This window comes from Sulfitobacter sp. THAF37 (assembly GCF_009363555.1).
In the GTDB taxonomy this organism is placed as follows: domain Bacteria; phylum Pseudomonadota; class Alphaproteobacteria; order Rhodobacterales; family Rhodobacteraceae; genus Sulfitobacter.
Map to the genome: position 1 here is coordinate 2,294,656 of NZ_CP045372.1, position 24,453 is coordinate 2,319,108.

The 24,453-nt window shown below is 59.7% G+C and carries 21 protein-coding genes and 1 pseudogene; 17 read left to right on the top strand and 5 right to left on the bottom strand.

Annotated elements, in window-relative coordinates; translation table 11 throughout:
- Positions 1-51 precede the first annotated feature (51 nt).
- Positions 52-1,317, bottom strand: coding sequence for a MobA/MobL family protein (locus FIU94_RS11210; protein WP_152465878.1), 1,266 nt, complete (start codon positions 1,315-1,317; stop codon positions 52-54).
- Positions 1,318-1,533: 216 nt separating this feature from the next.
- Between FIU94_RS11210 and FIU94_RS11215 the strand changes: the two genes are divergently transcribed.
- The 7 genes from FIU94_RS11215 to FIU94_RS11245 all read left to right on the top strand — a co-directional run bounded on the left by FIU94_RS11215 (position 1,534) and on the right by FIU94_RS11245 (position 11,064).
- Complete coding sequence (locus FIU94_RS11215; protein ID WP_152465879.1) at positions 1,534-1,803, top strand: hypothetical protein; 270 nt, start codon at positions 1,534-1,536, stop codon at positions 1,801-1,803.
- Positions 1,804-2,074: 271 nt separating this feature from the next.
- Positions 2,075-3,595 carry a class I SAM-dependent DNA methyltransferase gene (locus FIU94_RS11220; protein ID WP_152465880.1) on the top strand — a complete coding sequence of 507 codons (1,521 nt, stop codon included), beginning with the start codon at positions 2,075-2,077 and terminating at the stop codon, positions 3,593-3,595.
- Positions 3,592-4,875 (top strand): restriction endonuclease subunit S, encoded by a 1,284-nt coding sequence (locus FIU94_RS11225; RefSeq protein WP_152465881.1) that lies wholly within the window; start codon positions 3,592-3,594, stop codon positions 4,873-4,875. The genes FIU94_RS11220 and FIU94_RS11225 overlap by 4 nt, the downstream gene beginning before the upstream one ends.
- Positions 4,875-5,642 carry a DUF6615 family protein gene (locus tag FIU94_RS11230; protein WP_152465882.1) on the top strand — a complete coding sequence of 256 codons (768 nt, stop codon included), beginning with the start codon at positions 4,875-4,877 and terminating at the stop codon, positions 5,640-5,642. Before FIU94_RS11225 ends, FIU94_RS11230 begins: the two co-directional genes overlap by 1 nt.
- Positions 5,643-6,794, top strand: a complete 1,152-nt coding sequence (locus FIU94_RS11235) for a DUF4268 domain-containing protein (protein WP_152465883.1) — start codon at positions 5,643-5,645, stop codon at positions 6,792-6,794. It abuts the gene before it with no gap.
- The gene (locus FIU94_RS11240) at positions 6,794-9,886 is read left to right on the top strand and encodes a type I restriction endonuclease subunit R (RefSeq protein ID WP_152465884.1); all 3,093 of its coding nucleotides are present in this window, start codon (positions 6,794-6,796) and stop codon (positions 9,884-9,886) included. Before FIU94_RS11235 ends, FIU94_RS11240 begins: the two co-directional genes overlap by 1 nt.
- 368 nt (positions 9,887-10,254) lie before the next feature.
- On the top strand, positions 10,255-11,064 hold the full coding sequence (locus tag FIU94_RS11245; RefSeq protein WP_152465885.1) for a hypothetical protein: 810 nt from the start codon (positions 10,255-10,257) through the stop codon (positions 11,062-11,064).
- A gap of 75 nt (positions 11,065-11,139) precedes the next feature.
- Here FIU94_RS11245 and FIU94_RS11250 read toward each other — a convergent pair whose 3' ends face one another.
- Positions 11,140-12,294 carry a tyrosine-type recombinase/integrase gene (locus FIU94_RS11250; protein ID WP_152465886.1) on the bottom strand — a complete coding sequence of 385 codons (1,155 nt, stop codon included), beginning with the start codon at positions 12,292-12,294 and terminating at the stop codon, positions 11,140-11,142.
- Positions 12,295-12,567: 273 nt separating this feature from the next.
- Between FIU94_RS11250 and dusA the strand changes: the two genes are divergently transcribed.
- The 4 genes from dusA to FIU94_RS11270 all read left to right on the top strand — a co-directional run bounded on the left by dusA (position 12,568) and on the right by FIU94_RS11270 (position 15,523).
- On the top strand, positions 12,568-13,605 hold the full coding sequence (gene dusA / locus FIU94_RS11255; RefSeq protein ID WP_152465887.1) for a tRNA dihydrouridine(20/20a) synthase DusA: 1,038 nt from the start codon (positions 12,568-12,570) through the stop codon (positions 13,603-13,605).
- Between the two features lie 26 nt (positions 13,606-13,631).
- On the top strand, positions 13,632-14,453 hold the full coding sequence (locus tag FIU94_RS11260; RefSeq protein WP_152465888.1) for a sulfite exporter TauE/SafE family protein: 822 nt from the start codon (positions 13,632-13,634) through the stop codon (positions 14,451-14,453).
- Complete coding sequence (locus FIU94_RS11265; RefSeq protein ID WP_254702522.1) at positions 14,450-15,184, top strand: hypothetical protein; 735 nt, start codon at positions 14,450-14,452, stop codon at positions 15,182-15,184. Before FIU94_RS11260 ends, FIU94_RS11265 begins: the two co-directional genes overlap by 4 nt.
- Before the next feature lie 102 nt (positions 15,185-15,286).
- Complete coding sequence (locus FIU94_RS11270) at positions 15,287-15,523, top strand: hypothetical protein (RefSeq protein WP_152465889.1); 237 nt, start codon at positions 15,287-15,289, stop codon at positions 15,521-15,523.
- Positions 15,524-15,533: 10 nt separating this feature from the next.
- On the opposite strand, the gene FIU94_RS11275 is transcribed toward FIU94_RS11270, so the two are convergent.
- The 3 genes and pseudogenes from FIU94_RS11275 to ccmI form a co-directional block, all read right to left on the bottom strand.
- Positions 15,534-15,761: a DUF1289 domain-containing protein gene (locus FIU94_RS11275; RefSeq protein ID WP_368407146.1), complete on the bottom strand. Its 228-nt coding sequence runs from the start codon at positions 15,759-15,761 to the stop codon at positions 15,534-15,536.
- Positions 15,762-15,789: 28 nt separating this feature from the next.
- Positions 15,790-16,254, bottom strand: a pseudogene (ruvX, locus tag FIU94_RS11280) (Holliday junction resolvase RuvX); the annotation flags it as partial.
- A complete protein-coding gene (ccmI, locus tag FIU94_RS11285; protein ID WP_152465892.1) occupies positions 16,251-17,471 on the bottom strand; it encodes a c-type cytochrome biogenesis protein CcmI in 1,221 nt (406 codons plus the stop codon). The gene ccmI and the pseudogene ruvX, both read right to left, overlap by 4 nt.
- A gap of 231 nt (positions 17,472-17,702) precedes the next feature.
- Between ccmI and FIU94_RS11290 the strand changes: the two genes are divergently transcribed.
- The 6 genes from FIU94_RS11290 to FIU94_RS11315 all read left to right on the top strand — a co-directional run bounded on the left by FIU94_RS11290 (position 17,703) and on the right by FIU94_RS11315 (position 24,371).
- On the top strand, positions 17,703-18,947 hold the full coding sequence (locus FIU94_RS11290; RefSeq protein WP_152465893.1) for a sarcosine oxidase subunit beta family protein: 1,245 nt from the start codon (positions 17,703-17,705) through the stop codon (positions 18,945-18,947).
- 148 nt (positions 18,948-19,095) lie between these two features.
- The gene (locus tag FIU94_RS11295) at positions 19,096-19,419 is read left to right on the top strand and encodes a hypothetical protein (RefSeq protein WP_152465894.1); all 324 of its coding nucleotides are present in this window, start codon (positions 19,096-19,098) and stop codon (positions 19,417-19,419) included.
- A gap of 111 nt (positions 19,420-19,530) precedes the next feature.
- Positions 19,531-19,857: a sarcosine oxidase subunit delta gene (locus tag FIU94_RS11300; protein WP_152465895.1), complete on the top strand. Its 327-nt coding sequence runs from the start codon at positions 19,531-19,533 to the stop codon at positions 19,855-19,857.
- A gap of 85 nt (positions 19,858-19,942) precedes the next feature.
- Positions 19,943-22,960: a sarcosine oxidase subunit alpha family protein gene (locus tag FIU94_RS11305; protein ID WP_152465896.1), complete on the top strand. Its 3,018-nt coding sequence runs from the start codon at positions 19,943-19,945 to the stop codon at positions 22,958-22,960.
- Positions 22,953-23,525 carry a sarcosine oxidase subunit gamma gene (locus tag FIU94_RS11310; protein ID WP_152465897.1) on the top strand — a complete coding sequence of 191 codons (573 nt, stop codon included), beginning with the start codon at positions 22,953-22,955 and terminating at the stop codon, positions 23,523-23,525. Before FIU94_RS11305 ends, FIU94_RS11310 begins: the two co-directional genes overlap by 8 nt.
- Before the next feature lie 246 nt (positions 23,526-23,771).
- Positions 23,772-24,371 carry a superoxide dismutase gene (locus FIU94_RS11315; RefSeq protein WP_152465898.1) on the top strand — a complete coding sequence of 200 codons (600 nt, stop codon included), beginning with the start codon at positions 23,772-23,774 and terminating at the stop codon, positions 24,369-24,371.
- Positions 24,372-24,453 lie beyond the last annotated feature (82 nt).

The window sequence follows — 24,453 nt, forward strand, 5'->3', positions numbered from 1 at the left end:
GACTGTAGCTCTCAGGCTCCATGCGCTCGCCGAACCGGACTTTTCAGATAACTAAGAACTATTGTTCCGTGTTCGTTGACGCTGTCGTTGTCGTTGTCGTTGTCGTTGTCGTTGTCGTTGGGGGCTAAATCTTTTCAAAGATTTGTTGTTCAATTCAAGCAGTGGCGGAGCACCAGAAGAGGGAGCGGCGGCAGTTTCTCTTTCCGGGTCCAGTCGAGTGTCTGTCTCTGGATCAATCTCGTTGTCACTGTCACCTTTCGCCCAGTTCAGCGCTGCTGCGTAAGGATTTAGAGCGTCAAGGTGTGGTGCTTCCGCTATCGCTGATGCTCGTGTTGATCGGTTTTTTTCCGCTGCGATCTTGGCATCGGCTGTCTCAGCTTCCTTGCGCCTTGCAGTTTCCATTTGCTCAGCATATTGGGCCGAACGCTCTATTCTGTCTTTCTCGCGTTTAAGGGCTCGCAGTGTCAGCCAGCTGTCCCAGCATTTGGCGTTATGTTCCAGAGTTTTTGCTCGGTCTACACCAAGATAAGTCGTATCTTTGCCGAGCTCCAATTCTCTCCGACGTGCCCGGGCAGCATTTTTAGGCCCCATCTTTTTTTGCGGCAGCAATCCCTCGGGCGCATCGCCGGAAACCGCCATTTTTTTGTAGCTGCGCAGGTCGACCTTCTCTTTGATATTGTGTTTGCTGAGAAGCCGATTGACGCGTCCCTGCCATTCGTCCCGCGCGGATTGGACAAACAACGGGCCCTTAACGACATCGTCGAGGTCGCGCAGTTTTCCGATGAACTGTCCAGTTTCGGAGCACCAGCGCCTTGTGGGGCAAAGAATATGGACATGCTGGTTCAAGGGGTTTCCGCGCTCGTCCTTCCGGAGCTTGATGGGCTGTTTCCTTCCCTCGGTCTTTGGGCTGAGGTCGGATTGGATCTCCTTGTCCAACCCGTCTGCCAGCGGGTGATGGATTGAGGCCATGGATGAAATGCCGTGGTGTTCATGAAGCCAAAGGCAGTACCCCCGCACCAATTTTCGTTGGACGTCGAGCGGTAGCTCGGCGGGCAACGATATGACAAACTCCCGGGCCAGCCGAGCGCGCGGATGCTTTTCTACGACATCCGCGGCATTCCAGACACGCTCGGGATCATGCGGCATCTTGATTGACTCGACTGAGACCACGTCGCGGCGGCGTTCGTAGTTTTTCAGGCGTCCAGTACGGTCACAGCGGTAGCGGCCGCCTGCACAATAGGCGGCGGCCGCAACGATGGAGGCGCAGTTGCTGCGGTTGCGGATCTTGATTTCAAGTCTGGAAGCTTTGTGTATCATAAAGATTACTTGGTGCTCCCAGCCAGGGTTCGCTCCTGGAAAAAGCCCGCGGCAGGCGCGCGGCAACTCCACCAGAGTTGCGTAACCGCGCCCTTCGCCCTTTCGGGCTGTCGGGTTTTGACACCCGCCTGATCGATCTCACATGCAAAAAAATGTAGCGATCAAACCATTCGAGCGCGATTTCCTCTCCAGGATATCAACGAAAAGGCGAAACACATGTCCAGAACAGAGAAGAAAATCGAAGCACTGGCCCGCGAGATTGAGCAGAAGACCTCCATTCTCTCGGACCTGAATCGCAAAGCAAAAGAAGAACAGAGGCGCGCTGATACGCGCAGAAAGATTATCTACGGTGCGGCTTTCCTGGCCTACGCGAATGCGCTTCCTCCAGAAAAGTCCGAAAAGGCGTTCTCAGGAATTCACAAACATATCACCAACAAAAAGGACCGCCAGTTTCTTGAAATCGCTGATTTGACAATTTCAAAATAGCTGCGAGGCATTTTTGATGAGTTTGCTGAAGGCGAGCGCGAGTGATGCGCGGGCTTCAATTTTTTATGTCCAAAGAACCGCCTGTTCAGAAGGCGAGGTAACTGCCGTCCCGAACCGGTCTCAGCTGGAGCACAGGCACAAGGGCCGATTGCCGCGCCACCCAAAGACAAAACAAAATACCTACCAGCAATTGAACCACACCTTGAACATGTGAATAGTGAGGAAAATAATTTCAGCCATCTGGCGGGCCTGCGCCAGGAAGGAACATCAGATGACAATCGAAAAGACGCTCTTTGCTGCAGCGGACAAGATGCGCGGCTCCATGGATCCGGGCGAGTACAAGCACGTGGCCCTGGGCCTGCTGTTTCTGCGCTACATCTCGATTGCCTTTCAACGCAAGTATGATGAGCTCTTGCCTGAGGGCCAGGAGGTGGCCGAAGATGTCGATGAATACATGGCCGAAGGCATCTTCTGGGTGCCCGAGGCGGCGCGCTGGCGGACCCTATCGGCGCAGTCCAAGGACCCCAAGATCGGCGTCAAGGTTGATGACGCCATGCGCGCCATTGAGGCGGAGAACGATCAGCTCAAAGGCGCACTCCCCAAGGTATTTGGCCGCGAGGCCTTAGGAAGCCATGTCGTCACTGGCCTGATCGACCTGTTCTCGAACATTGAATTCGAAGGCACCCGCAAGGACTTCGACCTCATCGGCCGGATCTACGAATACTTCATCTCCGAATTCGCCTCCAACGAGGGCAAGCGCGGCGGCGATTTCCACACGCCCAAACCCGTGGTCGAACTGATCGTCGACATGATAGAACCGATGAAGGGCCGCATGTACGAGCCTTGCTGCGGCTCCGGCTCCTTCATGGTGCACTCCGAACGCTTTCTCGACCACCACGCAGGGCGGCGCGAGGATCTGGCGATCTACGGGCAGGAACTCAACCACACCACCTACGGCCTTGCCCGCATGAACCTTGCCATCCGTGGCATCGTCGCCCGCATCGAATGGAACGATCAGGGCACGCTGCTGCGCGATGCTTTCCCGGATGAGAAGTTCGATTTTGCCATGGCAAACCCGCCCTTCAACATCTCGGACTGGGGCGGCGGCATTCTGGCCGAGGATCGGCGCTGGACATTCGGCACGCCCCCGGTCGGCAACGCCAACTTTGCCTGGATGCAGCACATCTATGACAAGCTGGGCAGCACCGGCATTGCGGGCGTGGTGATGGCCAACGGCTCCATGTCGTCGATGTCGGGCGGCGAGGGCGACATTCGCCGCGCCATGGTTGAGGGCGGCGCGGTGGACGCCATGGTCGCCCTTCCGGGGCAGCTGTTCTATGGCACACAAATTCCGGCCTGTGTGTGGATTCTGGCCAAGGATAAATCCAACGGCATCGCCAAGGATGCCAAGCTGCGCGACCGGCGCGGCGAGGTGTTGTTCATCGACGCCCGCAAGATGGGCGCGCTGGTGCCAGGCTCGCGCAAGCAAAAGGAACTGTCGCAGGATGAGATCGCGCGCATCGCGAACCGCTATCACGCATGGCGGGGGGAGCCGGACGCAGGCACCTATGAAGACGAGCCCGGCTTCTGCAAGGCTGCGTCGCTGGAAGAGATCACCAAGCACAACTTTGTGTTGACCCCGGGCCGCTATGTCGGCGCAGGCGCGGCAGAGGAAGACGACGAGCCTTTCGAGGAGAAGTTCGAACGCCTGAAGGCGGAGTTGCGGGGGCAGTTTGCCGAGGGAAGGCGGCTGGAGGCGGAGATCGAGGCGCGGCTGGAGCGGTTGGAATGACCTTGGAGGTTCAGACCACAACCATCGGCGAGATATTGGAAACTCTCGGAGGTGAGGTCAAAACAGGCCCCTTCGGAACCGTCTTGAAGGCGTCTGAATATACCAACAGCGGCGTCCCGGTAATCTCGGTCGGCGAGATCGGACATGGAGAATTCCGTATCCACGGTCGAACCCCGTATGTGGATAAATCCGTGACTGACCGTCTCCCAGAATTCGTGCTGCGAGAGAATGATATCGTCTTTGCTCGTAAAGGAAGCGTCGAACGCACCGCACTTGTTGGGCAGACCCAGGTAGGCTGGTTCCTCGGTTCTGACGGCATACGGCTAAGACTCCCTAAATCGATATCAGCGCGCTTTGTTCGGTATTGGATCAGTTCTTCAGAAACACGAGACTGGTTGCTTCAAAACTCGACCGGTTCCACCATGGCATCATTGAATCAGGCGACGATCAAACGTTTGCCGATTGTTTTGCCGTGTTTACGGGTCCAAACCGAGGTCGCATCCATCCTCGGTGCCCTCGACGACAAGATCGAGTTGAACCGCCGGATGAGCGCGACGTTGGAGGAGATGGCGCGGGCGCTCTATCGGTCTTGGTTCGTGGATTTCGACCCCGTCCACGCCCGCGCCGCAGGCCTTTCCCCTGCCCACATGACCCCCACCACCGCCGCCCTCTTCCCCGACAGCTTCGGCCCCGACGGCCTCCCGAAGGGGTGGGAGAATGCCGAAATTGGACAAGATCTGCTTATCTTGGACTCAAAGCGAGTACCGCTTTCGAAACACCAACGGCAGAAGCGACAGGGATCGGTGCCGTACTACGGTGCCACTTCGATCATGGACCATGTTGATGAGTATATTTTTGATGATGTACTTCTTCTGGTTGGCGAAGACGGCTCGGTGGTGAAACCAGATGGAAAGCCCTTCACACAGTATATTTGGGGGAAATCGTGGGTGAACAACCATGCCCATGTTCTTAAAGGCAAGAAATTCTCGGTAGAGCAATTGAAGTGCTTCTTTGAAACGGTGAGCATCGCTGAATTTATTACTGGCGCCGTTCAATTGAAGCTGAACCAAGGCAACATGAAAAAGATACCTTGGGTGAAAGCTGCGGACACGGTCCACTACGCTTTCGATGAGTTAATCAAGCCGTGGCATACCAAAATTCGATTGCTTGAGGATGAGACCGCAAATCTCGCCGCCCTTCGCGATGCCCTTCTCCCCCGCCTCATGTCCGGAGACCTCCGCATCCGCGAGGCTGCGCAACAGGTCGAGGGGGTCGTCTGATGGCGTCCCTCGGTCAAGGCGTGCGACCCTACCTGCGAACTTTGGCTGGGTGGAACTGGAATCGGCAGAATGAAGCGCTGAAGCTCGGTCTCTCTTTACAGGAAGAGACTTTGACCGAGATGCTGCTCCTCCAGATTGCGCGTGACTGCGCGCCGCTGGGTTTGAAGGTCCGGATGTTCACTCGTGCCCAGGAACACGCAAATGGCGCAGACTGGGAATGGACCTTCAAAAGCACTCATTGCACCATCGCTCTGCGGGTCCAAGCAAAGCGTCTCTATATGTCGGGCCCAAATGCTGGGCGTTATGGCGGTTGGAAACATCTTGGTACTCAGGCGACAAAATTAATTGCCGATGCTGGAACCGACTACTTCCCGATTTTCGTATTCTATAACAACTACGCGTCACAAGTTTTCTCGCGAAAACCCTCGCACGGTTTTCACGGACCGAGCCAGTGGGGCTGTGCGTTCGCCAACGCCCAAGATATCGAAAAGTCGCTGTCCAACTGGCCTGAAGACATCGTCGATAAAATGCACCCATGGCATGAATTGTTTGACCTATGTACGGTGGCCGGTCGACGTAATCGCCTTCCCGGAGAAGAGCGCGGCCCGGAGGCTGAAAAAAGTAGTGCAGTAAGTGTCCGGAACCCGCTCTGGCTTGAACCGTATGGGGATCAGCAAGGTGTTGAGGAATATCTTGAAGAGAGAGGTCTTGCAGGCGTCGCATATTTTGATGCGTCCGAGGCCGACGTGAATTGGAGTTCCGAATAGATGTTCCAGATCGACCGTTCCGCCAACCGCCTGCGCAAGCTTGAACGCACCAGTTTTTCCGAAGTGGGGTTCCGAGAGAGGGAGCATCTGCAGGAATGGCTTGCCACCATGCCGGATGCACTCTGTGAGGCCATGAGCGAGGGGGAGGATGGTCTGCTGATCATCCAGAAGGAGTTTGACGGGTTCGACGGCACCCGCGAACGGCTCGACCTTCTGGCGCTGGACAAAAGCGGGCAGTTGGTGGTCATCGAGAACAAGCTGGACGATTCCGGCCGTGATGTCGTCTGGCAGGCCCTGAAATACGCCGCCTATTGCTCCAGCCTGAAAAAGGCCGAAATCGTGGGGATCTTTCAGCAGTATCTGGACCGTCACGGCTCCGGCGATGCCGCCAGCACCGTCTGCGAGTTCCTGGGGGAGGATACCCTGGATCAGGTTGTCCTGAATGACGGAACAGATCAGCGGATCATCTTTATTGCCGCCAATTTTCGACGCGAGGTGACGGCGACAGTGCTGTGGCTGCGCGAACACCAGATCGACGCGCGCTGCATCAAGGTGATGCCCTACAAGTTCGAAGAAGAGCTGTTCATCGACCTGCAACAGGTTATCCCGACGCCAGAGGCCGCCGATTACATGATCCGGATGGCCGAGAAGGACAGCGAAGAGAAGAATGCAAAAGGTGCACAACGCTGGAGCCATCAAATGCGGATGGAGTTCTGGGAGCAGGCACTTGAGGGCCTAAGAGGGGCTGGCCTTGAGCGATGGCAGAACATCACGCCGTCCAAGGATCATTGGGTGAACTCCAGTATAGGGGTGTCGGGTTGCACTCTGACATTGATCTTCCTTCGTCACGAAGTGCGGGTGGAGTTCCAGCTCAACCGATCCAGCCGTGATGAAAACAAGTGGTTGTTCGATCAACTGGCATCTGAGAAAGAACGATATGAGGAGGTTGTTGGCGAACCTTTGGAATGGCGGCGGATTGACGACAAAAAGGTCAGCATGATGGTCTGCAAAACGTCAGTCCAAGGGTACAGCAAAGAGCACTGGCCAGAGATGATCAAATGGCTGATTGAGCACTATCAGAAGATGGATGCCGCATTCTCGGAGCCTGTCCGGTCGCTTGCTACGAAGATCCCTCAGGGCGGGGTGAGCTGATGGCGTGGAACTCAGAATCCGACCTCGAAGATTGGATGATGGAAAAACTGGCTGGGCTGGGATACGCGACCGCCTCTGGTGCTGAGATATCGCCCGAGAAGCGCGACCCTGAACGCCGGAGTTTCCATGATGCCGTGTTGCGAAAGGTTCTGGCCAAGGCCGTACAAAAGCTCAATCCGGATCTGCCAGATGGTGCGGTGCAAGAGGTTATTGCGCGTGTGACGGATGAGGTCTTTGCAGGTGATCTGATTGCAGAGAACCGCCGCCTGCACGGCCTGATGACACGGGGCGTTCCGATCACATATTTCAGCCAAGGAGAGGAGCGTAATGACCGCGCCCGCCTCGTGGATTGGGGTGATCAGGAGAACGCCTGGCATGCTTTCAATCAGGTGGACATGGTCGGACGGACGCCGCGGATCCCGGATATTGTTATTTACCTGAACGGGCTACCCTTGGTGGTCGTTGAATTGAAGGGCACCGAGGGTGCGAACATTGAATCAGCGTTCAACCAGATCGAGACCTACAAGCAGGATATACCCAACCTGTTCCGTACTTCCCTGATCTCGGTAATTTCGGATGGTCTGAACGCGCGGTACGGGACATTATCGGCGGGGCTGGATCGCTACATGCGGTGGAGGACCGTCGATGGCGAAACCATCCTGTCCGAACGCGAAGGGCTGGCCCTTAATACGCTGACTGATGGCTTACTGAACCGTGCTGTCCTACTGGATCTATTGAGATGGTTCGTCGTCTTTGAGGATGATGGGAAAGGGCCGATCAAGAAGGCGGCCGGATATCATCAGTTTCACGCCGTCAGGAAAGCCATGGCTTCAATCCTGAGTGCGCGGGATGATGATGGTAAGGGCGGCGTGATCTGGCATACTCAGGGCTCTGGAAAGTCGCTGTTGATGACATTCCTGGCTGGCAGGGCCATGCATCTGAAGGAGCTCGAGAACCCGACCGTTCTGGTGCTTACCGACCGCAACGATCTTGATAACCAACTCTACACGACCTTTGGGCGCTGTAGGGATCTTCTGGGCGAAGACCCAACCCAGGCGGATAGCATTGATGATCTGAAGACCCTCCTGAACCGTCAGGTCGGGGGCATCGTCTTCTCGACAGTGCAGAAATTCCGGCCGGGACGGGGAGAGACCTTCCCGGAACTCACAGACCGTTCGAATGTCATTGTTATGGTCGATGAAGCGCATCGTACACAATACGGTTTCGATGCGAAAATGGATCAGGCAACCGGCGAGGTACGCCATGGCCTGGCCCATCACTTGCGCTCAGCCTTGCCAAATGCCGTCTATGTCGCCTTTACCGGGACGCCGGTTGAGTTGGTCGGCGCAAATACCCGATCTGTTTTCGGGGATTACATCGACGTCTACGACATTGCCCAAGCAGTCGAGGACGGTGCCACCGTTCCGATTTACTATGAAGGTCGGGTCGCACGCGTGGAAATCGCCGATGACGTTCAGGAAAGCCTTGATGAGGAGTTCGACGAAGCGACCGAGGCGCTCGAAGAAGACGAGGCAACGGCCACCGCAAAGAAATGGTCTCAAATCGAAAAACTTGTGGGGGCTGGGCCGCGTCTGGATGCTGTTGTCGAGGATATCCTCAAGCATTTTACCGCCAGGCTTGAGGCGATAGACGGTAAAGCGATGATCGTCTGCATGAGCCGTCGGATCTGCGTCGAAGTCTACGATCGGATCGTTGAGGCCCATCCTGATTGGCACTCGGACACAGATGAGACTGGTGCGGTCAAAGTTGTCATGACCGGAAATGCGACAGACCCGTTGGCGTTCCAGCAGCACATCCGAAGCAAGACGAAGCTGGAAGCGCTTCGTAAGCGCTACAAGAACACTTCCGACCCGCTGAAGCTCGTCATCGTTCGGGACATGTGGCTGACGGGGTTTGACGCGCCTTGCATGCATACGCTTTACGTCGACAAGCCCATGAAGGGGCATGGCCTCATGCAGGCGATTGCTCGGGTTAATCGGGTCTTCGCTGGGAAACCAGCCGGGTTGGTCGTCGACTATATTGGCTTGGCGGCTGACCTAAAAAAGGCCCTGGCTCACTATTCACAAGGTGACCAAGAGCAAACAGGGGTGGATGAAAGAGAGGCGGTATCCGCCTTTTTGAGCGCCCTCGATGTAGCGCGCGGTCTTTTCCACGGCTTTGACTATTCCCGTGTTTTGGGAGGCACTGCTGCCGACCGGATCGAGATTTTGCCAGCAGCAGCGGACCATGTGTTGACCAGGGCACGAGAGGACGGTCAGGAGGGCGACAAAGATTTCGGGAAGAGGTTTCATGATGTTATCGCCGCGTTGGCGAAGGCATTCAAACTGGCTGCAGGATCACCTGAAACTTCCCGAAATGCCGAAGAAGTTGCCTTCTTCCTGGCAGTGCGCGCAGCCTTGCAAAAATTGGACGTGAAGGGTGGCGCAGGGCGTAATTCCTTGCCTGATTTCGCGATTGAACAACTGTTAAATCGAGCAGTGGCATCCACCGAAGTCGTGGACATACTGGAAGCCTGTGGTTTCGATCGACCTGATATCAGTGTGCTCTCAGAAGAGTTTCTCCATGAAATTCAGAACATGCAGCACCGAAACCTGGCCGTTGAAGCCCTGAAGAAGCTCTTGAATGGTGAGATCAAGGCTCGCACACGCGGCAATGTTGTTCAAAACCAGAAGTTCTCTGAGCGCCTCACCAGTGCAATTGCCCGCTATCACAATCGCAGCATCGACGCATTGCAGGTCATCCAGGAATTGATCGGGATGGCCAAGGATCTCAGTGCTGAGCCCCAAGACGATATGTCAGAGGCTGAGCGCAGCTTTTACGATGCACTGGCGCAAAACGACAGTGCAGTCGAGGTCATGGACAATGATAAGCTCAAAATCATTGCCGCCGAGTTGGTGAAATCCCTTCGCGAGAATTCGGGTGTGGATTGGTGGCAGAGGGACGATGTCCGAGCGAAAATGCGCGTATCCGTAAAGAGGATATTGCGCCGCTTCGGCTATCCACCTGATCTTCAGGCGGACGCGGTCAAACTTGTCATCAAGCAAGCTGAGGCGATGGCGCGTATGATGTAGCTTGGTGAGATTAACCCTGCAGACTCCAGAAATCCAAATGATCAATCTCTTCTACTGGGGTTATATTTTAGGTTGATAGGTTCTCGCAGGTTCTACGCCCAACTAATATTTCATTTTCAGATACTTGCGGCTGTGTTTCCAAAGTTTTTCCGGTCGGTCATCCCAATTTCACGGCCAATTCGAAGTGTTCCCCGATCATAATTTCAGAATTTACGGTCACTCAAACGAATACTTTGAATGTTTGGCCATTGATACGGAGGCATCTGTTTTTTTGACGGTAAAGTCGGGGAGAAAAGCGGCCGATTTCGCATTTTGCACGGCGCAAGTATGAACCCAGATCCTCTTTACATCAAAGAAGAGGACTGGGGATGTCAAAACTGAGCGAATATCTGTGCACTGAGCGCGTTGTTACAAGACTTGAGAAAGCGGACCTATCACTTGACGGCCTTCGTTTGGCTCATGGATGCCACTTTTACATCGACTCGAGAAGAGAATTGAATATTCAAAATATGGCGGCACCCAAACGAGCCAACTTTACGGTCAGGTGCAGCACACTTTTGGCAATAACCGGATCCCCTGGTGCCAAGGACTATGACATGATTTCAAGGGGCATGAAGGCCCATACGAACCTGCAAGCTCAAGGCGGAACGGCTATTTTTGATTTTCTCAAAAGAAGGGAAGACAGAAGAAAGATTACATTCAGGTTCTCAGATGGTTATGTTCGAGACAGTTTGCGCAGATCCAACGACCGAACGAGCAAATTTGCAATGATTGACGTCGACACGATCGGTCGATTGAGCACCCCTAAGCAAATTCTTTTTTATACACGGGCCGTAATGGCACAGGGAAGCACCTTCCCCATGTTCACTCTGCCGTGGTCAGCAGAGAGAACTGCGCCTTGGAGGGACGTCAAAAGGTCGTGGCTCAGTGCTGCAGAGCGCCTGAGCAAACTCTTGTGCCAAGACTATCTCCTTGAACCGATGGTCGATGCCGAGACGGATGAGGTTTCCCGAGTCAAAGTGAAAATCGTGAAGAAAGTCTCCGCCTGGGGACCTGAGAAGCTGTTTCCCAGACAGGCTGACCAATCTGTATGTACTGTCATTTCTGGAAAGGCGCGGTCGTTGTCTAAGAGTGAATTGCAGGAACGTCGAAAGTGGACCCGCGCCGATAGTCCATAATGTCTCACGAAGAAATAGAATTCGCGTAAAATGCCGCCCACTTGAGTGTGGGCGGCATTGTTTTTAATCAGTCACTCAGAGTGGAGCAAAAAGAAGGGGCCACCACCTCCACTGCTCGTATTTGTCGCCTTCCTGCTCGACATGGATGTAGCGGCTCAGACTTCCGTCTGGCGAGTGCCCAGTGTACTTAAGGATTTTATCCCGGCTGCCGCCGCCGAGACCGATTTCGAAGAAGCGCGAAATTGCATCGTGCCGAAGATCATGGAAGTGCAGGTCGTCGATTTTCAAGATCTTGCAGGCTTCAGTAAACAGACGGCTGATCGTATCTGAATGGTAAGGAAAAATACGCTCATCGGATCGCGGCATTGATGAGATGATTTTCATCCCTTCTTCGGTGATCCAAGTCTCTTTATCGTTCCCGACCGTCTCACGAGGATGCTTCATATCCCGGACTACAAGGCGCGCGTTACTTGCATCGAAATCACTCCAAGCGACCAAAGACAACGCCTTTTGACGATGAGCCAGAGCGATAGCTGCACCGATCAGCTTGTGCATCGGGACGCGCCGCGTGTCGGCCATGTAGTTATCGTGGAAATACGCCATCAGCCGATCCATCTCATCGAACGTTGGTCGACGGTTTCTCTTGGCTGATCGTGCGACGTAACCTTGGTGCGTGAGTGTAAGTTTAGCAGTCTCGAATTCGGCAATTGGCATTTCAATCCTGCTGATCGGTCCACCGTACCGAACGACTGTGCGTAAGGTTGCCATATACGAATTGACTGTTTGTGGCTCGCGAGGCTTCAAATCATAATGTTCCCGGCAATCCAAATCCTTATCTGCTGGCGGGGCTTGTATGCCCCTGAGTAAATCTTGGGCCAGTTTGAAGAAAGTATGATCGTCCGTATCCTCTACTGCGATTTGTCCGAAATCAAGGCGCTGGAGGTATGCGAGATTGGCTGTTTTCGTCTTTCCGAATCCATTCGGAGACGCAGCGCTATAATCGGCGATCACATCGGACCATGTCTTGCGTTGTTTTGAGTGAATTGCTTTGTCCAACGCGCCTTTAGCATTCAGATCGCTCTCGCGTTGTTTGATCCAACGCTTTGCTGATCGCTCATTGGGGAATGTTTCGGTCAGTGTCAGGACGACTTTGCCCTTTTGCTTCTTTCTAATGGTAGCGGTATAGCTCTGTGATCCGTCCTTCTTTGCGCGCGTCATAATGGTTCCCATGGGAATTTCCTCTCAGATGTGTGTTTCGATATCCGGAAAATCGGCTCAAGAACCGGTGGGTGGTTGGATCCATGATTAAGGTTCGATAACTCACCGCTGTTGCGTTGACGTGGGCTGTTGCGATGCGGGAGGTTGCGGCCGTTTCCATGATGGAAAAACGGCGCGGAGGACCGCGTGCGCGGCGGTGCAACATTTCGGGTTGGGTGCAACATTTTGTTGCACCATTGGCAGAAACGGGGGCAAACAGGCCCCAAATAAAGGAAAACGAACCGGATGGCTGAGCAGGAAAACCCCATAAAAAAAGGGAAATCGGACGTTGTCCGCGCCGCACGCCTATCCGTGGCACCCATGATGGACTGGACCGACCGTCATTGCCGGTACCTGCACCGGCTGTTGAGCCGGCATGCGCTGCTTTACACAGAAATGGTGACTGCGCCTGCGTTGGTGCGGGGCGGGGCGGTGCATCTGCTGGAGCATGACGTCAGCGAGCATCCCGTGGCGCTGCAGCTCGGTGGGTCGGACCCCGTTGAGCTGGCGCAGGCCGCGCGGCTGGGGGCGGATGCGGGATACGATGAGATCAACCTCAACTGCGGCTGCCCGTCGGACAGGGTACAGTCGGGCACCTTCGGCGCGGTGCTGATGAAGGATCCCGCGCGCGTGGCCGATTGCGTCGCGGCGATGCGGGCGGCGGTGGATATCGACGTGACGGTGAAATGCCGTATCGGCGTGGACGACCAGGACCCCGAAGAGGTACTGCCGGACTTTCTGGCGCGGATCGTGGCGGCGGGTTGTACCCGCGTCAGCATCCACGCGCGCATGGCCTGGCTGCAAGGGCTCAGCCCCAAGGAGAATCGCGATATTCCGCCCCTGAACTATCCGCTGGTCCACCGGATGAAGGCGTATTTTCCCAACCTGCATATCTCGGTGAACGGCGGGATCGGATCGCTCGACCAGGCGGAGGCGTTTCTGAAAGGCGGGCTTGACGGTGTCATGGTAGGGCGGGCCGCCTATCACAACCCGGCAGACATTCTTTGCGGCGCGGACAGGCGGATCTTTGGAACGGGTACGGACGCGACGCCCGAACAGGCCGTGCGCGACATGCTGCCCTATATCGAGGCGCACCTGAGCGCGGGCGGCAGACTGCATCAGATCACCCGGCACATGCTGGGCCTCTTCGCCGGTCGCCCCGGCGCGCGGGGCTGGCGGCGGGCGCTGTCCGAGGGGGCGGTGAAACCCGGCGCGGGGCCCGAGCTGGTCCAGACCGCGCTGGAAGAGATTGAGGCGCTGGCGCAGCAGGCGCAGGCGGTATAGCAGGGTAGCAACAAAAGGAGAGACCCATGCCAGAGACCGCTTTACTTATCCAGATGGGGGGGCTGCTGGCATTCATCGGCGCCTTTGCCGGGGTGCTTGCGGGGCTCTTGGGGGTCGGCGGCGGCATCGTGCTGGTCCCTGCGTTCTTCTATGCTTTCCAGACGCTGGGTTACGACGGGCCGCAGCTGATGCAGATGTGTCTTGCGACCTCTCTGGCGACGATCATTGTCACCTCCGTCCGCTCGGTGCTGAGCCACAACCGCAAGGGCGCGGTGGACTGGTCCATCCTGCGCGGCTGGGCACCCGGCATCGTGATTGGCGCGGTGGCCGGGATGCTGGTGGTGGCGCAGCTGCGGTCCACCACGCTGCAGGGCATTTTCGGGGCACTTGCGCTGATCATCGGCCTTTACATGGGGTTGGGCCGGTCCGAGTGGCGCCTGGGCGCGGCGATGCCCACCGGCCTTCTGCGCGCCGCGTTGTCGCCTGCCGTCGGGTTCCTGTCGGTCCTCATGGGCATCGGCGGGGGCAGCTTCGGTGTGCCGCTGATGAGCCTTTACGCTGTCCCGATCCACCGTGCGGTCGCCACGGCGGCGGGCTTTGGGGTGCTGATCGCCGTGCCTTCGGTCATCGGTTTTCTGCTGGTGCCGATGACGGTCAATGCGCCGCCCTACACCTTGGGCACGGTAAATCTCGTGGCTTTCGGAATCGTGATCGCGATGACGCTGATCACCGCGCCGCTTGGGGTCAGGCTGGCCCATGCAATGGACCCCAAACCGCTCAAGCGGGTGTTCGCGGTTTTCCTGATCCTGGTGGCGCTCAACATGATCCGCAAGGCGCTGGGCTGGTGACGGGCTACCGGGTCTTCGGCCCGGACCCTGCCACGTGCCGATGGGCCGGGGCGGCTCACCGCGTTGCGCTGAAGCTCGCCGCCGATCCCGAGGTGCGGGCGCAGAACCTGCGCCACGGTGCGACCTGGTTCGTCGGGGTGGATGCGCTGCCCAACGCGCCGGACGGCAGCATTGACGGCGTGCCGCTGGCGGGCCGGTGGCGGAAGGCCGTCACGCCGCCAGAAAACTGGCACCCCGCGCAGCTCTCCATCGTCTATCCCGGCTATCCCCGTCAGGACCCGGAAGAAAGCGACGCCAACCACCGTTTTCGCGTGGTCCGGCATGCCGCGCATGTCGACGGGCTGCTGCCCGAAGGCGCGGCCCGGCGCCGTTACCTGCGAGAGCCGCACGGCTTTATCCTCGGCCTGCCGTTGAACAGCGCCACCGCCGCGCCGCTGATGGTCTGGCCCGGAAGCCACCTGATGATGGGAGAGGCGCTGCGCCGCGCGATCGGACGCCATGACCCTGCCGACGTCGATCTGACCGACGCCTACGCCGATGCACGCCGCGCCGTTTTCAAAGCCATCGCGCCACTCGCCGTTTCCGCCGACCCCGGTCAGGCGATCCTGATGCACCGGCACCTGCTGCATGGCGTCGCCCCCTGGTCCGCCCAGGCCACTGCGCCACCCGAAGGCAGGATGATTGCCTATTTCCGGCCACAGATCGGGGCTGCAGACTGGCTAAAAGAGTAGCAGTTTCGCATTTTATCAAATAATCACCCCGCCTTTGCCCCATTGTTGCCTTTTCGTGGCGCAAGTCATGGATCATTAATTCTTGATCTCTAGGAGGTCGGTATGAAGATCATTTTCTCAGGACCGAACGACACGGTCGCATACTGGAACGGGGTAAAAACGGGCAGCGGGGCGCGGATGTTCTGCGCAGGCCGCGCCCGCGCCCTCGACATCGAACGCGGCTTTGCCCGGCTCAGCGCCTTTGGCGCGAACGGCAACCATGCCCCCAGCGGGGCCGAAGGCGCGATAACCGCCGACTGCGGCATCGGATTGCTCTATCAAATCGCCGGCTGCGGCTGAGCCCGCCGTTTCAGGGCTCCCGCCGCGCCAGCTGCGCGGCCCGACCGCCGCGCCGCTTGGTCAGCTGACCGGCACGGGATGGCAGCTCTGCCATGATCGCACGCCTTTCATCCGCGCCCATTCGTGACCAGCGTGCGATTTCATCGGTCGTCCGCAGGCACCCGGTGCAGAGGCGCGCGTCGGGGTGTATCACGCAGATCTTGACGCAGGGGCTTTCGATCTCGGATCTCTTCCAGATGCCGTCACTCATGGTGCTCTCCCTGCCTGCGCAAAACCGCGAGCCGGTCCAGCACGCCCTGCAGGATATACCCGGCGGCCACATGATCAATCACCTCGGCGCGACGTTTCCGCGTCGTATCCGCCTCCAGCAGCGCGCGTTCGGCGGCCACCGTGCTCAGCCGCTCATCCCAGAAGGTGATGGGCAGCGGCGACAAACGGTCAAAGTTGCGCGCGAAGGCGCGGGTGGACTGGCACCGCGGCCCTTCCGAGCCGTCCATGTTGCGCGGCAGGCCCAGCACCAGCCCGCAGATCCGGCGGTTGCCGATGATGTCCGTGAGCCGCGCGGCGTCCAGTCCGAATTTCTTGCGCCGCACGGTTTCAAGCGGCGTCGCCACGCTGCGAAAGCTGTCGCTCACCGCGACGCCGATGGTCTTTTCCCCAAGGTCGAGGCCGATGATTGCCCCCGTCTCAGGCAGCGCGGCGGCAAAGCCGTTCATGTCGTCAAGGATCATTCCGCGACCCCCGCCTGTTGGCCGGCCCGGCGGATGATGTCGAGCGACCCGGTATCGCCCGCAAACACCTCGGTCGCGTTGTCATAGATGGTGCGGGCCTCTTCGGTCCGGTCCAGCACCGCGAGCGATGTAATGAGCCGGGCCCAGTCCGTCGCCGGGCCGCCCTGAGTGGCAAGCCGGTCGGAAAGGCCCGCCACCATGCCGCCGATCATCGCCATACGGTCTTCGGCGCTCATGTCGCCCGCGGCTTCGATGTCGGCGGCAGAGGGGCCGCGCGCCCCCGTCGGCTGGGGCATTTCGTAGTCCACCCCGGCCAGTTCCGATACCGGCATGATCTGGGCGCGGATCGGGGCGATCCAGGGCGCATCCTCCGGCCCGCGCCGCAACAGCCCGTCCCAGATGCGAAAGGCGATGTCGGGCCGACCGGTCTGTACCATCATCAGCCCCACGTAATAGCGTGCGCGTCCGTCCTGTTCGTCGCGCCCCAGTGCCGCGCGCAGCGCCGTTTCCGCCTCGGGCGAGACATATCCCCCCGCCGCCAGCACGAGGAATTCGCCGTAGTCGCTGTAATCCGACGCCGTGGCGCTGTCGCCTTTCAGCCGCAGCAAGTCGGCCTGCGCGCGGGCGGCGGCCCTGAAATCGCCGAGCCGCGCCTCGTTCGTGGCCAGCAACTGGTGGCCCTGTACATCGTCGGGCCGCGCGGCGACGGTTTCGCGCAGGCGGGTCATCAGGGTGCGGAATTCTTCGGTGATGCCGTCGGGCGGCGGCATCGGCGGCAGGCTGTCTTCGGCGGCCTGCTGATCGGGCCGGGTCTCGCGCATCCGCTCGGCAAGGGCGATGCGATCCTGCAGGCCCAGATCGCCGTAGCCCGGCGCGCCCACGCTGCGATAGACCAGCAGCGACCCGGCAAAGACCACGACGGCCAGCAATCCGTACACCAACATGGGGGCGCCCCGTCCGGTGCCAGTGGTGCCCCGCGCGCCGGTGTCGAGCGCGAGAATCCGGCGCGAGATCTCGACGCGGGCACGCTCTGCATCCTCGGCGGGCACCACGCCACGGGCCACGTCACGCTCCACTTCGGCAAGCTGGTCGCGATAGACCTGCAGATCGTAGGCCGCCGCATCTTCCGGTGCGTCTTGCGCCCCGCGCGCCATCGCACGCCCCAAAAGCGCCGCAACCAGCGCCGCCATGGCGCAGGTGATGATCCAGAATGTCATGCCGACCCCAGCAGTTTCATGTTCACGCTTACCTAGTGGTTCCCGAGCATCGGCAAAAGAGGACATTTTGCCCCCGGTCAGGCCGGCCCTGCGACAATTGCGACCCATGTCGTAAAATTGCCAAGGAATGCCGTGGCCAGTATCCTTTTTTTGACCAAGGGCTTCAGAAGGGGGTAAGCCACGGCGAAGGCCCCGAATCTGCCCAAAACAGCCATCAGGAACCCAAAGCGCATGAAGAAATATTCCGTTTTTGCAGTGGCGCGCGAGGCGATGCGCCATCACACCGGCTGGTCCCGCGCGTGGCGGGATGCAGAGCCGAAGAAGCGGTACGATGTGATCATCATCGGGGCAGGGGGCCACGGGTTGGCCACCGCCTATTACCTCGGCAAGAATTTCGGCATCACCAATGTCGCCATCCTTGAAAAAGGCTGGCTGGGCGGGGGCAACACCGGCCGGAACACGACGATCATCCGCTCCAACTACCTGCAGGACCCGTCCGCCGCGATCTACGAGAAATCGCGCAGCCTGTATGAGACCATGAGCCAGGATCTGAACTACAACGTGATGTTCAGTCCCCGTGGCGTGATCATGCTGGCCCAGACCGAACACGAGGTGCGCGGCTACAAGCGTACCGCCCATGCCAATGCGCTGCAGGGCGTGCAGACCGAATTCATCAGCCCGGCCCGGGTCAAGGAACTGGTGCCGATCATCGACCTCGACGGGCCACGCTATCCGGTGCTGGGCGGGCTGTGGCAGGCCCGCGGCGGCACGGCGCGGCACGATGCCGTGGCCTGGGGCTATGCCCGGGCCTGTTCCGACATGGGCATGGACGTGATCCAGAAATGCGAAGTGACCGGCATTCGCCAACAGAACGGCAAGGTCACTGGCGTCTCCACCACGCGCGGCGACATCGACTGCGACAAGCTGGGCATGGTGGTCGCGGGCCATTCGGGGCATCTGGCCGACATGGCCGGTTTCCGCCTCCCGATCGAATCCGTGGCCCTTCAGGCGCTGGTCAGCGAACCGATCAAGCCCTGCATGGACGTCGTGGTGATGGCCAACACCGTGCACGGCTACATGAGCCAGTCCGACAAGGGCGAGATGGTGATCGGCGGCGGCACCGACGGCTACAACAACTACACCCAGCGCGGCAGCTTCCACCACATCGAGGAAACCGTGCGCGCCCTGATCGAGACCTTCCCGATGGTCAGCCGCCTCAAGATGCTGCGCCAATGGGGCGGGATCGTCGATGTAACGGGTGACCGGTCCCCGATCCTGTCGAAAACCCCGGTCGAGGGCATCTTTGTCAACTGTGGCTGGGGCACCGGCGGGTTCAAGGCGATCCCGGGGTCGGGCTGGGCCATGGCCGAACTGATGGCCAAGGGCCGTTCCCCGATGACCGACGCCTTTGGCCTGAACCGCTTTACCGAAGGCCGCTTCATCGACGAATCCGTGGCCGCCGGGGTGGCACACTGATGGCTGTCCGCGCCGTGTTCTTTGGCCCGGTCCTGCGGGTTGGCGAATATCTGCCGATGCCTCCTGGCGTCGCCGATGGTCGCGGGAACCAGTCCCATGCTTCCTTCGTTAAGATCCTGAAAAATGGACACGAAGGAAAGCTCGACCCATGGCACAGCCTGAACACAATTCATCGGAACGCCACACCACGACCACGACGACCACAACCTCGGGCGGCAACAACATCGGCATCATCGTCGCGGCCCTGGTCCTTGTCGTCGCGGTTCTGGCCTATTTCGTCTTCGGCGGATTTGACGGTGCGCCCGCAACCACCGGCACCGATGGCGGTGACGTCAACGTCACGGTCGAAGGCTCCGAGTCTACGGCGCCCGCTGCCGACGCGCCCGCTGCCACCGATGCGCCCGCAGCCGACAGCGGCACAGCCGCGCCTGCGGATGGCGGCGGCGAAACGGCACCTGCCGCAACCGAATAAAGCACTCCACATTCGTCTCAGTCAGGCTGATGCCCCTTCGGGCATCGGCCTTTCTGCGTTCGGGTCGTCCTTTCCGCGCAGCCGCGCATCACAGTTTCACGGGACATCGCCATGCTGACCATTCATTGCCCCAATTGCGGCGTCACCGCCGAAGAGACAGAATTCCACGCCCACGGCGAAGCGCATCTGAAACGCTTTGGCCCCGGATCGTCCGAGGATGACTTCGAAGGCTATCTCTTCATGCGCAAGAACCCCAAGGGCGTGCATTTTGAACGCTGGCGGCACCAGTACGGCTGCGGCAAGTGGTTCCACGTGGCGCGCTGCACCATGACGCTTGAAGTGTTCGGCAGCTACAGCGCCCAGACCACCGAACCCCCGCAGGAGATCGTCGAGATCATCCGTGACCGCCGCCCCGATTTCGGCAGCGGCGCCGCATGACCATGACGGCCCCCTGTTTCTTTTTGCCCGTAAATACTCCCGCCGGAGGCTCCCGCAGCTTCCCCCTGCACAAAGGTTCGCGTTCATGAGCACCAGACTGGCCACAGGCGGCCGCCTGCTGAACACCTCCAAACCCGTGAGCTTCACCTTCAATGGCAAGCAGCTGCGCGGATATCAGGGGGACACCCTGGCCTCCGCTCTGCTGGCGAACGACCAGATGCTGATGGGACGTTCGTTCAAATATCACCGCCCGCGCGGTGTGGTCGCGGCAGGCCCCGAAGAGCCGAACGCGCTTGTCAATCTCGGGCGGGAGGGTCGCTTCGAGCCGAACCAGCGTGTCACCACGACCGAGCTTTTCGAGGGGCTGGAAGCCACCAGCCAGAACCACTGGCCGAGCCTGGAATTCGATGTCGGCGCGATCAACGCGCGGCTGTCGCGTTTCCTGCCCGCAGGGTTCTACTACAAGATGTTCATGTATCCGCGCAGCTTCTGGAAACATGTCTACGAGCCCTTCATCCGCAAGTCAGCCGGTCTGGGCAAGGCGCCCAAGGCCCGCGACGAGGACACCTACGAGCACTTCCATGCGTTCTGCGATGTGCTGGTGATCGGCGGGGGCGTGGCCGGGCTTGAGGCGGCACGCACCGCGGGGCGCAGTGGCGCACGGGTGCTGCTGCTGGAGCAGACCAACCACTTCGGCGGACGCGCGCCGGTGGATGGCGGCACCGTCGATGGTGCGCCTGTGGACAAGTTCGTGGAAGAAATCATCGCCGAGCTGCAGGCAATGGACAATGTCCAGCTGCGCCTGCGCACCATGGGGGCAGGGGTCTATGATCATGGCTACGTCCTGGGCTACGAACAGCTGACAGACCACGCGCCCGGCACACCCGGCCCGCGCCACCGCCTGTGGCGCATCCGTGCGGGCCATGTGATCACCGCCACGGGGGCGATCGAACGCCCGCTGAGCTTTGCCGGAAACGACATTCCCGGCGTGATGCTGGCAGGTGCCGTGCGCGACTACGTGGTGAACTTCGGGGTCTCGATCGGGGACCGTACCGTCGTCGTCACCAACAACGACAACGCTTACCTTACGGCAATTGCGCTCAAGCATGCCGGGCTGGATGTGCCTGCCGTCGTCGATGCCCGGGTGTTGCCCCAGGACAGCGAGCTGATGGCGCAGGCCCGCGCCCTGGGCATCCGCATCCTGATGGGCCACGCGATTTCATCGGTGAAGGGCGGCAAGCGTGTGACCGGCGTAGCGATCTGTTCACAGGCGGGCGAAGGCGCGGTGCTGGAAGAGATCGCCTGCGACGCGGTCGCCATGTCCGGCGGCTGGTCGCCGGTGGTGCATCTTTGGTCCCATTGTGGCGGCAAGCTGCGCTGGGACAGCAAACTGGCCTGTTTCAGCCCGGATGTGGATAATCCGCCGAAAGGCGCCGACGGCGTAGGCTTCGTGACCACCGCCGGTGCGGCCTCGGGCATGTTCCCGCTGGACGACGTGCTGCACGACGCCCATGCTGCGGCGGACGGGGTGCTGACCACGCTGGGTTTCAAGACCCCGCGCGAGGTCTCGGCCCCCTCTGCCGCCCGGCGCGAGGAAGCGCCGATGGCGCCGGTGTGGATGATGCCCCATGGCGCGGGCGTGAAGCTGCGGGAAAAGACCTGGCTGGACTACCAGAACGACGTCAAGGTGTCCGATGTGCGGCTGGCCGCGCAGGAGGGCTTCGTCAGTGTCGAACACGCCAAGCGGTATACCACGCTGGGCATGGCCACCGATCAGGGCAAGCTGAGCAACATCAACGGCCTGGCTACGCTTGCCGGTGCGCTGGACGCCGAAATCCCTACAGTGGGCACCACGACGTTCCGCCCGCCCTATCACCCGATCTCCATGGGGGCCATCGGCGGCGAGGCGCGCGGCGCGACGTTCCAGCCGCTGCGCCGCACCCCGCTGCACGACTGGCACGACGCCAACGGTGCGGTCTGGGAACCGGTCGGCCAGTGGCGCAGGCCCTATGCCTTCAAGCGTGGCAGCGAAAGCACCCATGACGCGGTGATGCGCGAAGTGAAAAACGTGCGCGAGAAGCTCGGCCTGCTCGACGCGTCGACACTGGGCAAGATCATCGTCAAGGGCCCCGACGCGGGCCGTTTCCTCGACATGCTCTACACCAACATGATGTCGACGCTGAAACCGGGCAAATGCCGCTATGGCCTGATGTGCAACGAAAACGGTTTCCTGATCGACGACGGCGTGGTTGCCCGCATCGACGAGGACACCTGGCTGTGCCACACCACCACCGGCGGTGCGGAAAGCATCCATGCTCACATGGAGGAATGGCTGCAGACCGAATGGTGGGACTGGCAGGTCTATGTCGCCAATGTGACAGAGCAATACGCGCAGATCGCCGTGGTCGGCCCCAACGCCCGCACGGCGCTGGAGCACCTGGGCGGCATGGACGTCAGCAAAGAAACCCTGGGCTTCATGGATTGGGCCGACGGTACGCTGGGCGGATACCCCTGCCGGGTCTACCGGATCTCCTTCTCGGGCGAACTGAGCTACGAGATCGCAGTGGATGCAAGCCACGGTCAGGCCCTCTGGGACGCGCTGATGGTGGTGGGTGCGGATCTCGGCGTGATGCCCTACGGCACCGAGGCGCTGCACATCCTGCGTGCCGAAAAGGGTTTCATCATGATCGGCGACGAAACCGACGGCACCGTGATCCCGCAGGACCTGGGGCTGAACTGGGCGATCTCCAAGAAAAAGGAAGATTACCTGGGCAAGCGCGCACAGGCCCGCAGCCACATGGCCGACCCCGAACGCTGGAAACTGGTGGGGCTGGAAACCACCGACGGCAGTACCCTGCCGGACGGCGCCTATGCGGTGGGCGAGGGCACCAACGAAAACGGCCAGCGCAACACGGTGGGCCGCGTGACCTCCAGCTATCATTCGCCGAACCTCGACCGGGGCATCGCCATGGGGCTGGTCCTGCACGGACCGGATCGCATGGGCGAGGTGCTGAGCTTCCCGGGGACGGACGGCAAGACCTACGAGGCGCGGATCGTCGATCCGGTATTCTACGACAAGGACGGGGAAAAGCAGAATGTCTGAACCAGTAAGCGCACTGCACCACGCCACTGACGACAGCGGCCTGGTCGCCATCCGCGAGGTTGGCCCGCTGGGCATGATCACCTTGCGTGGCGATCTGGCGGACAAGACGCTGGGCAAGGCCGCCGTGGTCGCGGGCGGGGTCAACCTGCCCGAGCAGCGGCATTGCAACACCGAAGGCGAGCAGGGCATCGCCTGGATGTCGCCGGATGAACTGTTGATCATGTGCCCCTATGCGGATGTGCAGGACCGTCTGGCAGATCTGCGCGACAAGCTGGCGGGCAGCCATGCGCTGGTGGCCAATGTCTCGGACGCGCGGGCGGTCTTCGACATCTCCGGCGACCGCGTGCGCGAGGTGATCGCCAAGCTGGCCCCGGTGGACATGCATCCGGATCAGTTCAACGGCACCATGTTCCGCCGCACCCGCTTTGCCCAGGTGCCTGCCGCCTTCTGGATGCCGGACGACCGCAGCGCGCGGATCGTCTGCTTCCGCTCGGTAGCGCAGTACATGTTCGACCTGCTGAAAGTCGCGGCACAGCCGGGGTCCGAGGTGCGCCACTACGCCTGACGGCGTTCTTGATCTGCGCCACGCTTCCTGCTGCGCGAACCGGTAGCGCAGCGGGCGCGGATGGGATCAGGTGACTGTTCCCCCGGCGCCCACCTGCGCGTGTCCTTCGGCGGTTGGCTGCCAAAGGCGCCTGCAAACGCCGCGCATCCAAGAAATAGACGGCAAGACCAGCCCAGCCCTCTTGACCTTCCGGTTCAGCGCGCTTTGTTGTGGAACAGGAAATTTGAATAAAAAGGAGGCCTGATCATGGCTTTTTCTCTTCCCGATCTTCCCTACGCCCACGATGCGCTTGCACCCAAGGGCATGTCGAAGGAAACGCTGGAATATCACCACGACAAGCACCACAATGCCTATGTCACCAACGGCAACAAGGCAATTGAAGGTACGGAGTGGGAAGGCAAGTCCCTTGAAGAGATCATCAAGGGAACCTACGACGCCTCCGCGGTTGCCCAAAGCGGCATCTTCAACAACATCAGCCAGCTGTGGAACCACAACCAGTTCTGGGAAATGATGACCCCGGAAGACAAGGGGATGCCCGGAGAGCTGGAAAAGGCGCTGACCGAGAATTTCGGTTCCGTCGACAAGTTCAAGGACGAATTCAAGGCCGCCGGCGGCGGGCAGTTCGGCTCCGGCTGGGCCTGGCTGGTCAAGGACACCGATGGCAGCCTCAAAGTCACCAAGACCGAGAACGGCGTGAACCCCGTCTGCTTTGGCCAGACCGCGCTGCTGGGCTGTGACGTTTGGGAGCATTCCTATTACATCGACTTCCGCAACGCGCGTCCCGACTATCTGTCCAACTTCCTGGACAATCTCGTGAACTGGGAAAACGTCGCCTCGCGCATGTAATGCCGACGGTATATTTCTGAGTAAGATTAGATTACTACGCCCCGCAGTTCAAGCTGCGGGGCGTTTTGCGTTCGGAACTTCG

What these genes read in the sequence shown, in the direction of transcription:
- FIU94_RS11210 (WP_152465878.1), bottom strand. Translation starts at nt 1,317, where the DNA reads ATGATACACAAAGCTTCCAGACTTGAAATCAAGATCCGCAACCGCAGC.
- FIU94_RS11215 (WP_152465879.1), top strand. Translation starts at nt 1,534, where the DNA reads ATGTCCAGAACAGAGAAGAAAATCGAAGCACTGGCCCGCGAGATTGAG.
- FIU94_RS11220 (WP_152465880.1), top strand. Translation starts at nt 2,075, where the DNA reads ATGACAATCGAAAAGACGCTCTTTGCTGCAGCGGACAAGATGCGCGGC.
- FIU94_RS11225 (WP_152465881.1), top strand. Translation starts at nt 3,592, where the DNA reads ATGACCTTGGAGGTTCAGACCACAACCATCGGCGAGATATTGGAAACT.
- FIU94_RS11230 (WP_152465882.1), top strand. Translation starts at nt 4,875, where the DNA reads ATGGCGTCCCTCGGTCAAGGCGTGCGACCCTACCTGCGAACTTTGGCT.
- FIU94_RS11235 (WP_152465883.1), top strand. Translation starts at nt 5,643, where the DNA reads ATGTTCCAGATCGACCGTTCCGCCAACCGCCTGCGCAAGCTTGAACGC.
- FIU94_RS11240 (WP_152465884.1), top strand. Translation starts at nt 6,794, where the DNA reads ATGGCGTGGAACTCAGAATCCGACCTCGAAGATTGGATGATGGAAAAA.
- FIU94_RS11245 (WP_152465885.1), top strand. Translation starts at nt 10,255, where the DNA reads ATGTCAAAACTGAGCGAATATCTGTGCACTGAGCGCGTTGTTACAAGA.
- FIU94_RS11250 (WP_152465886.1), bottom strand. Translation starts at nt 12,294, where the DNA reads ATGGGAACCATTATGACGCGCGCAAAGAAGGACGGATCACAGAGCTAT.
- dusA (WP_152465887.1), top strand. Translation starts at nt 12,568, where the DNA reads ATGGCTGAGCAGGAAAACCCCATAAAAAAAGGGAAATCGGACGTTGTC.
- FIU94_RS11260 (WP_152465888.1), top strand. Translation starts at nt 13,632, where the DNA reads ATGCCAGAGACCGCTTTACTTATCCAGATGGGGGGGCTGCTGGCATTC.
- FIU94_RS11270 (WP_152465889.1), top strand. Translation starts at nt 15,287, where the DNA reads ATGAAGATCATTTTCTCAGGACCGAACGACACGGTCGCATACTGGAAC.
- ccmI (WP_152465892.1), bottom strand. Translation starts at nt 17,471, where the DNA reads ATGACATTCTGGATCATCACCTGCGCCATGGCGGCGCTGGTTGCGGCG.
- FIU94_RS11290 (WP_152465893.1), top strand. Translation starts at nt 17,703, where the DNA reads ATGAAGAAATATTCCGTTTTTGCAGTGGCGCGCGAGGCGATGCGCCAT.
- FIU94_RS11295 (WP_152465894.1), top strand. Translation starts at nt 19,096, where the DNA reads ATGGCACAGCCTGAACACAATTCATCGGAACGCCACACCACGACCACG.
- FIU94_RS11300 (WP_152465895.1), top strand. Translation starts at nt 19,531, where the DNA reads ATGCTGACCATTCATTGCCCCAATTGCGGCGTCACCGCCGAAGAGACA.
- FIU94_RS11305 (WP_152465896.1), top strand. Translation starts at nt 19,943, where the DNA reads ATGAGCACCAGACTGGCCACAGGCGGCCGCCTGCTGAACACCTCCAAA.
- FIU94_RS11310 (WP_152465897.1), top strand. Translation starts at nt 22,953, where the DNA reads ATGTCTGAACCAGTAAGCGCACTGCACCACGCCACTGACGACAGCGGC.
- FIU94_RS11315 (WP_152465898.1), top strand. Translation starts at nt 23,772, where the DNA reads ATGGCTTTTTCTCTTCCCGATCTTCCCTACGCCCACGATGCGCTTGCA.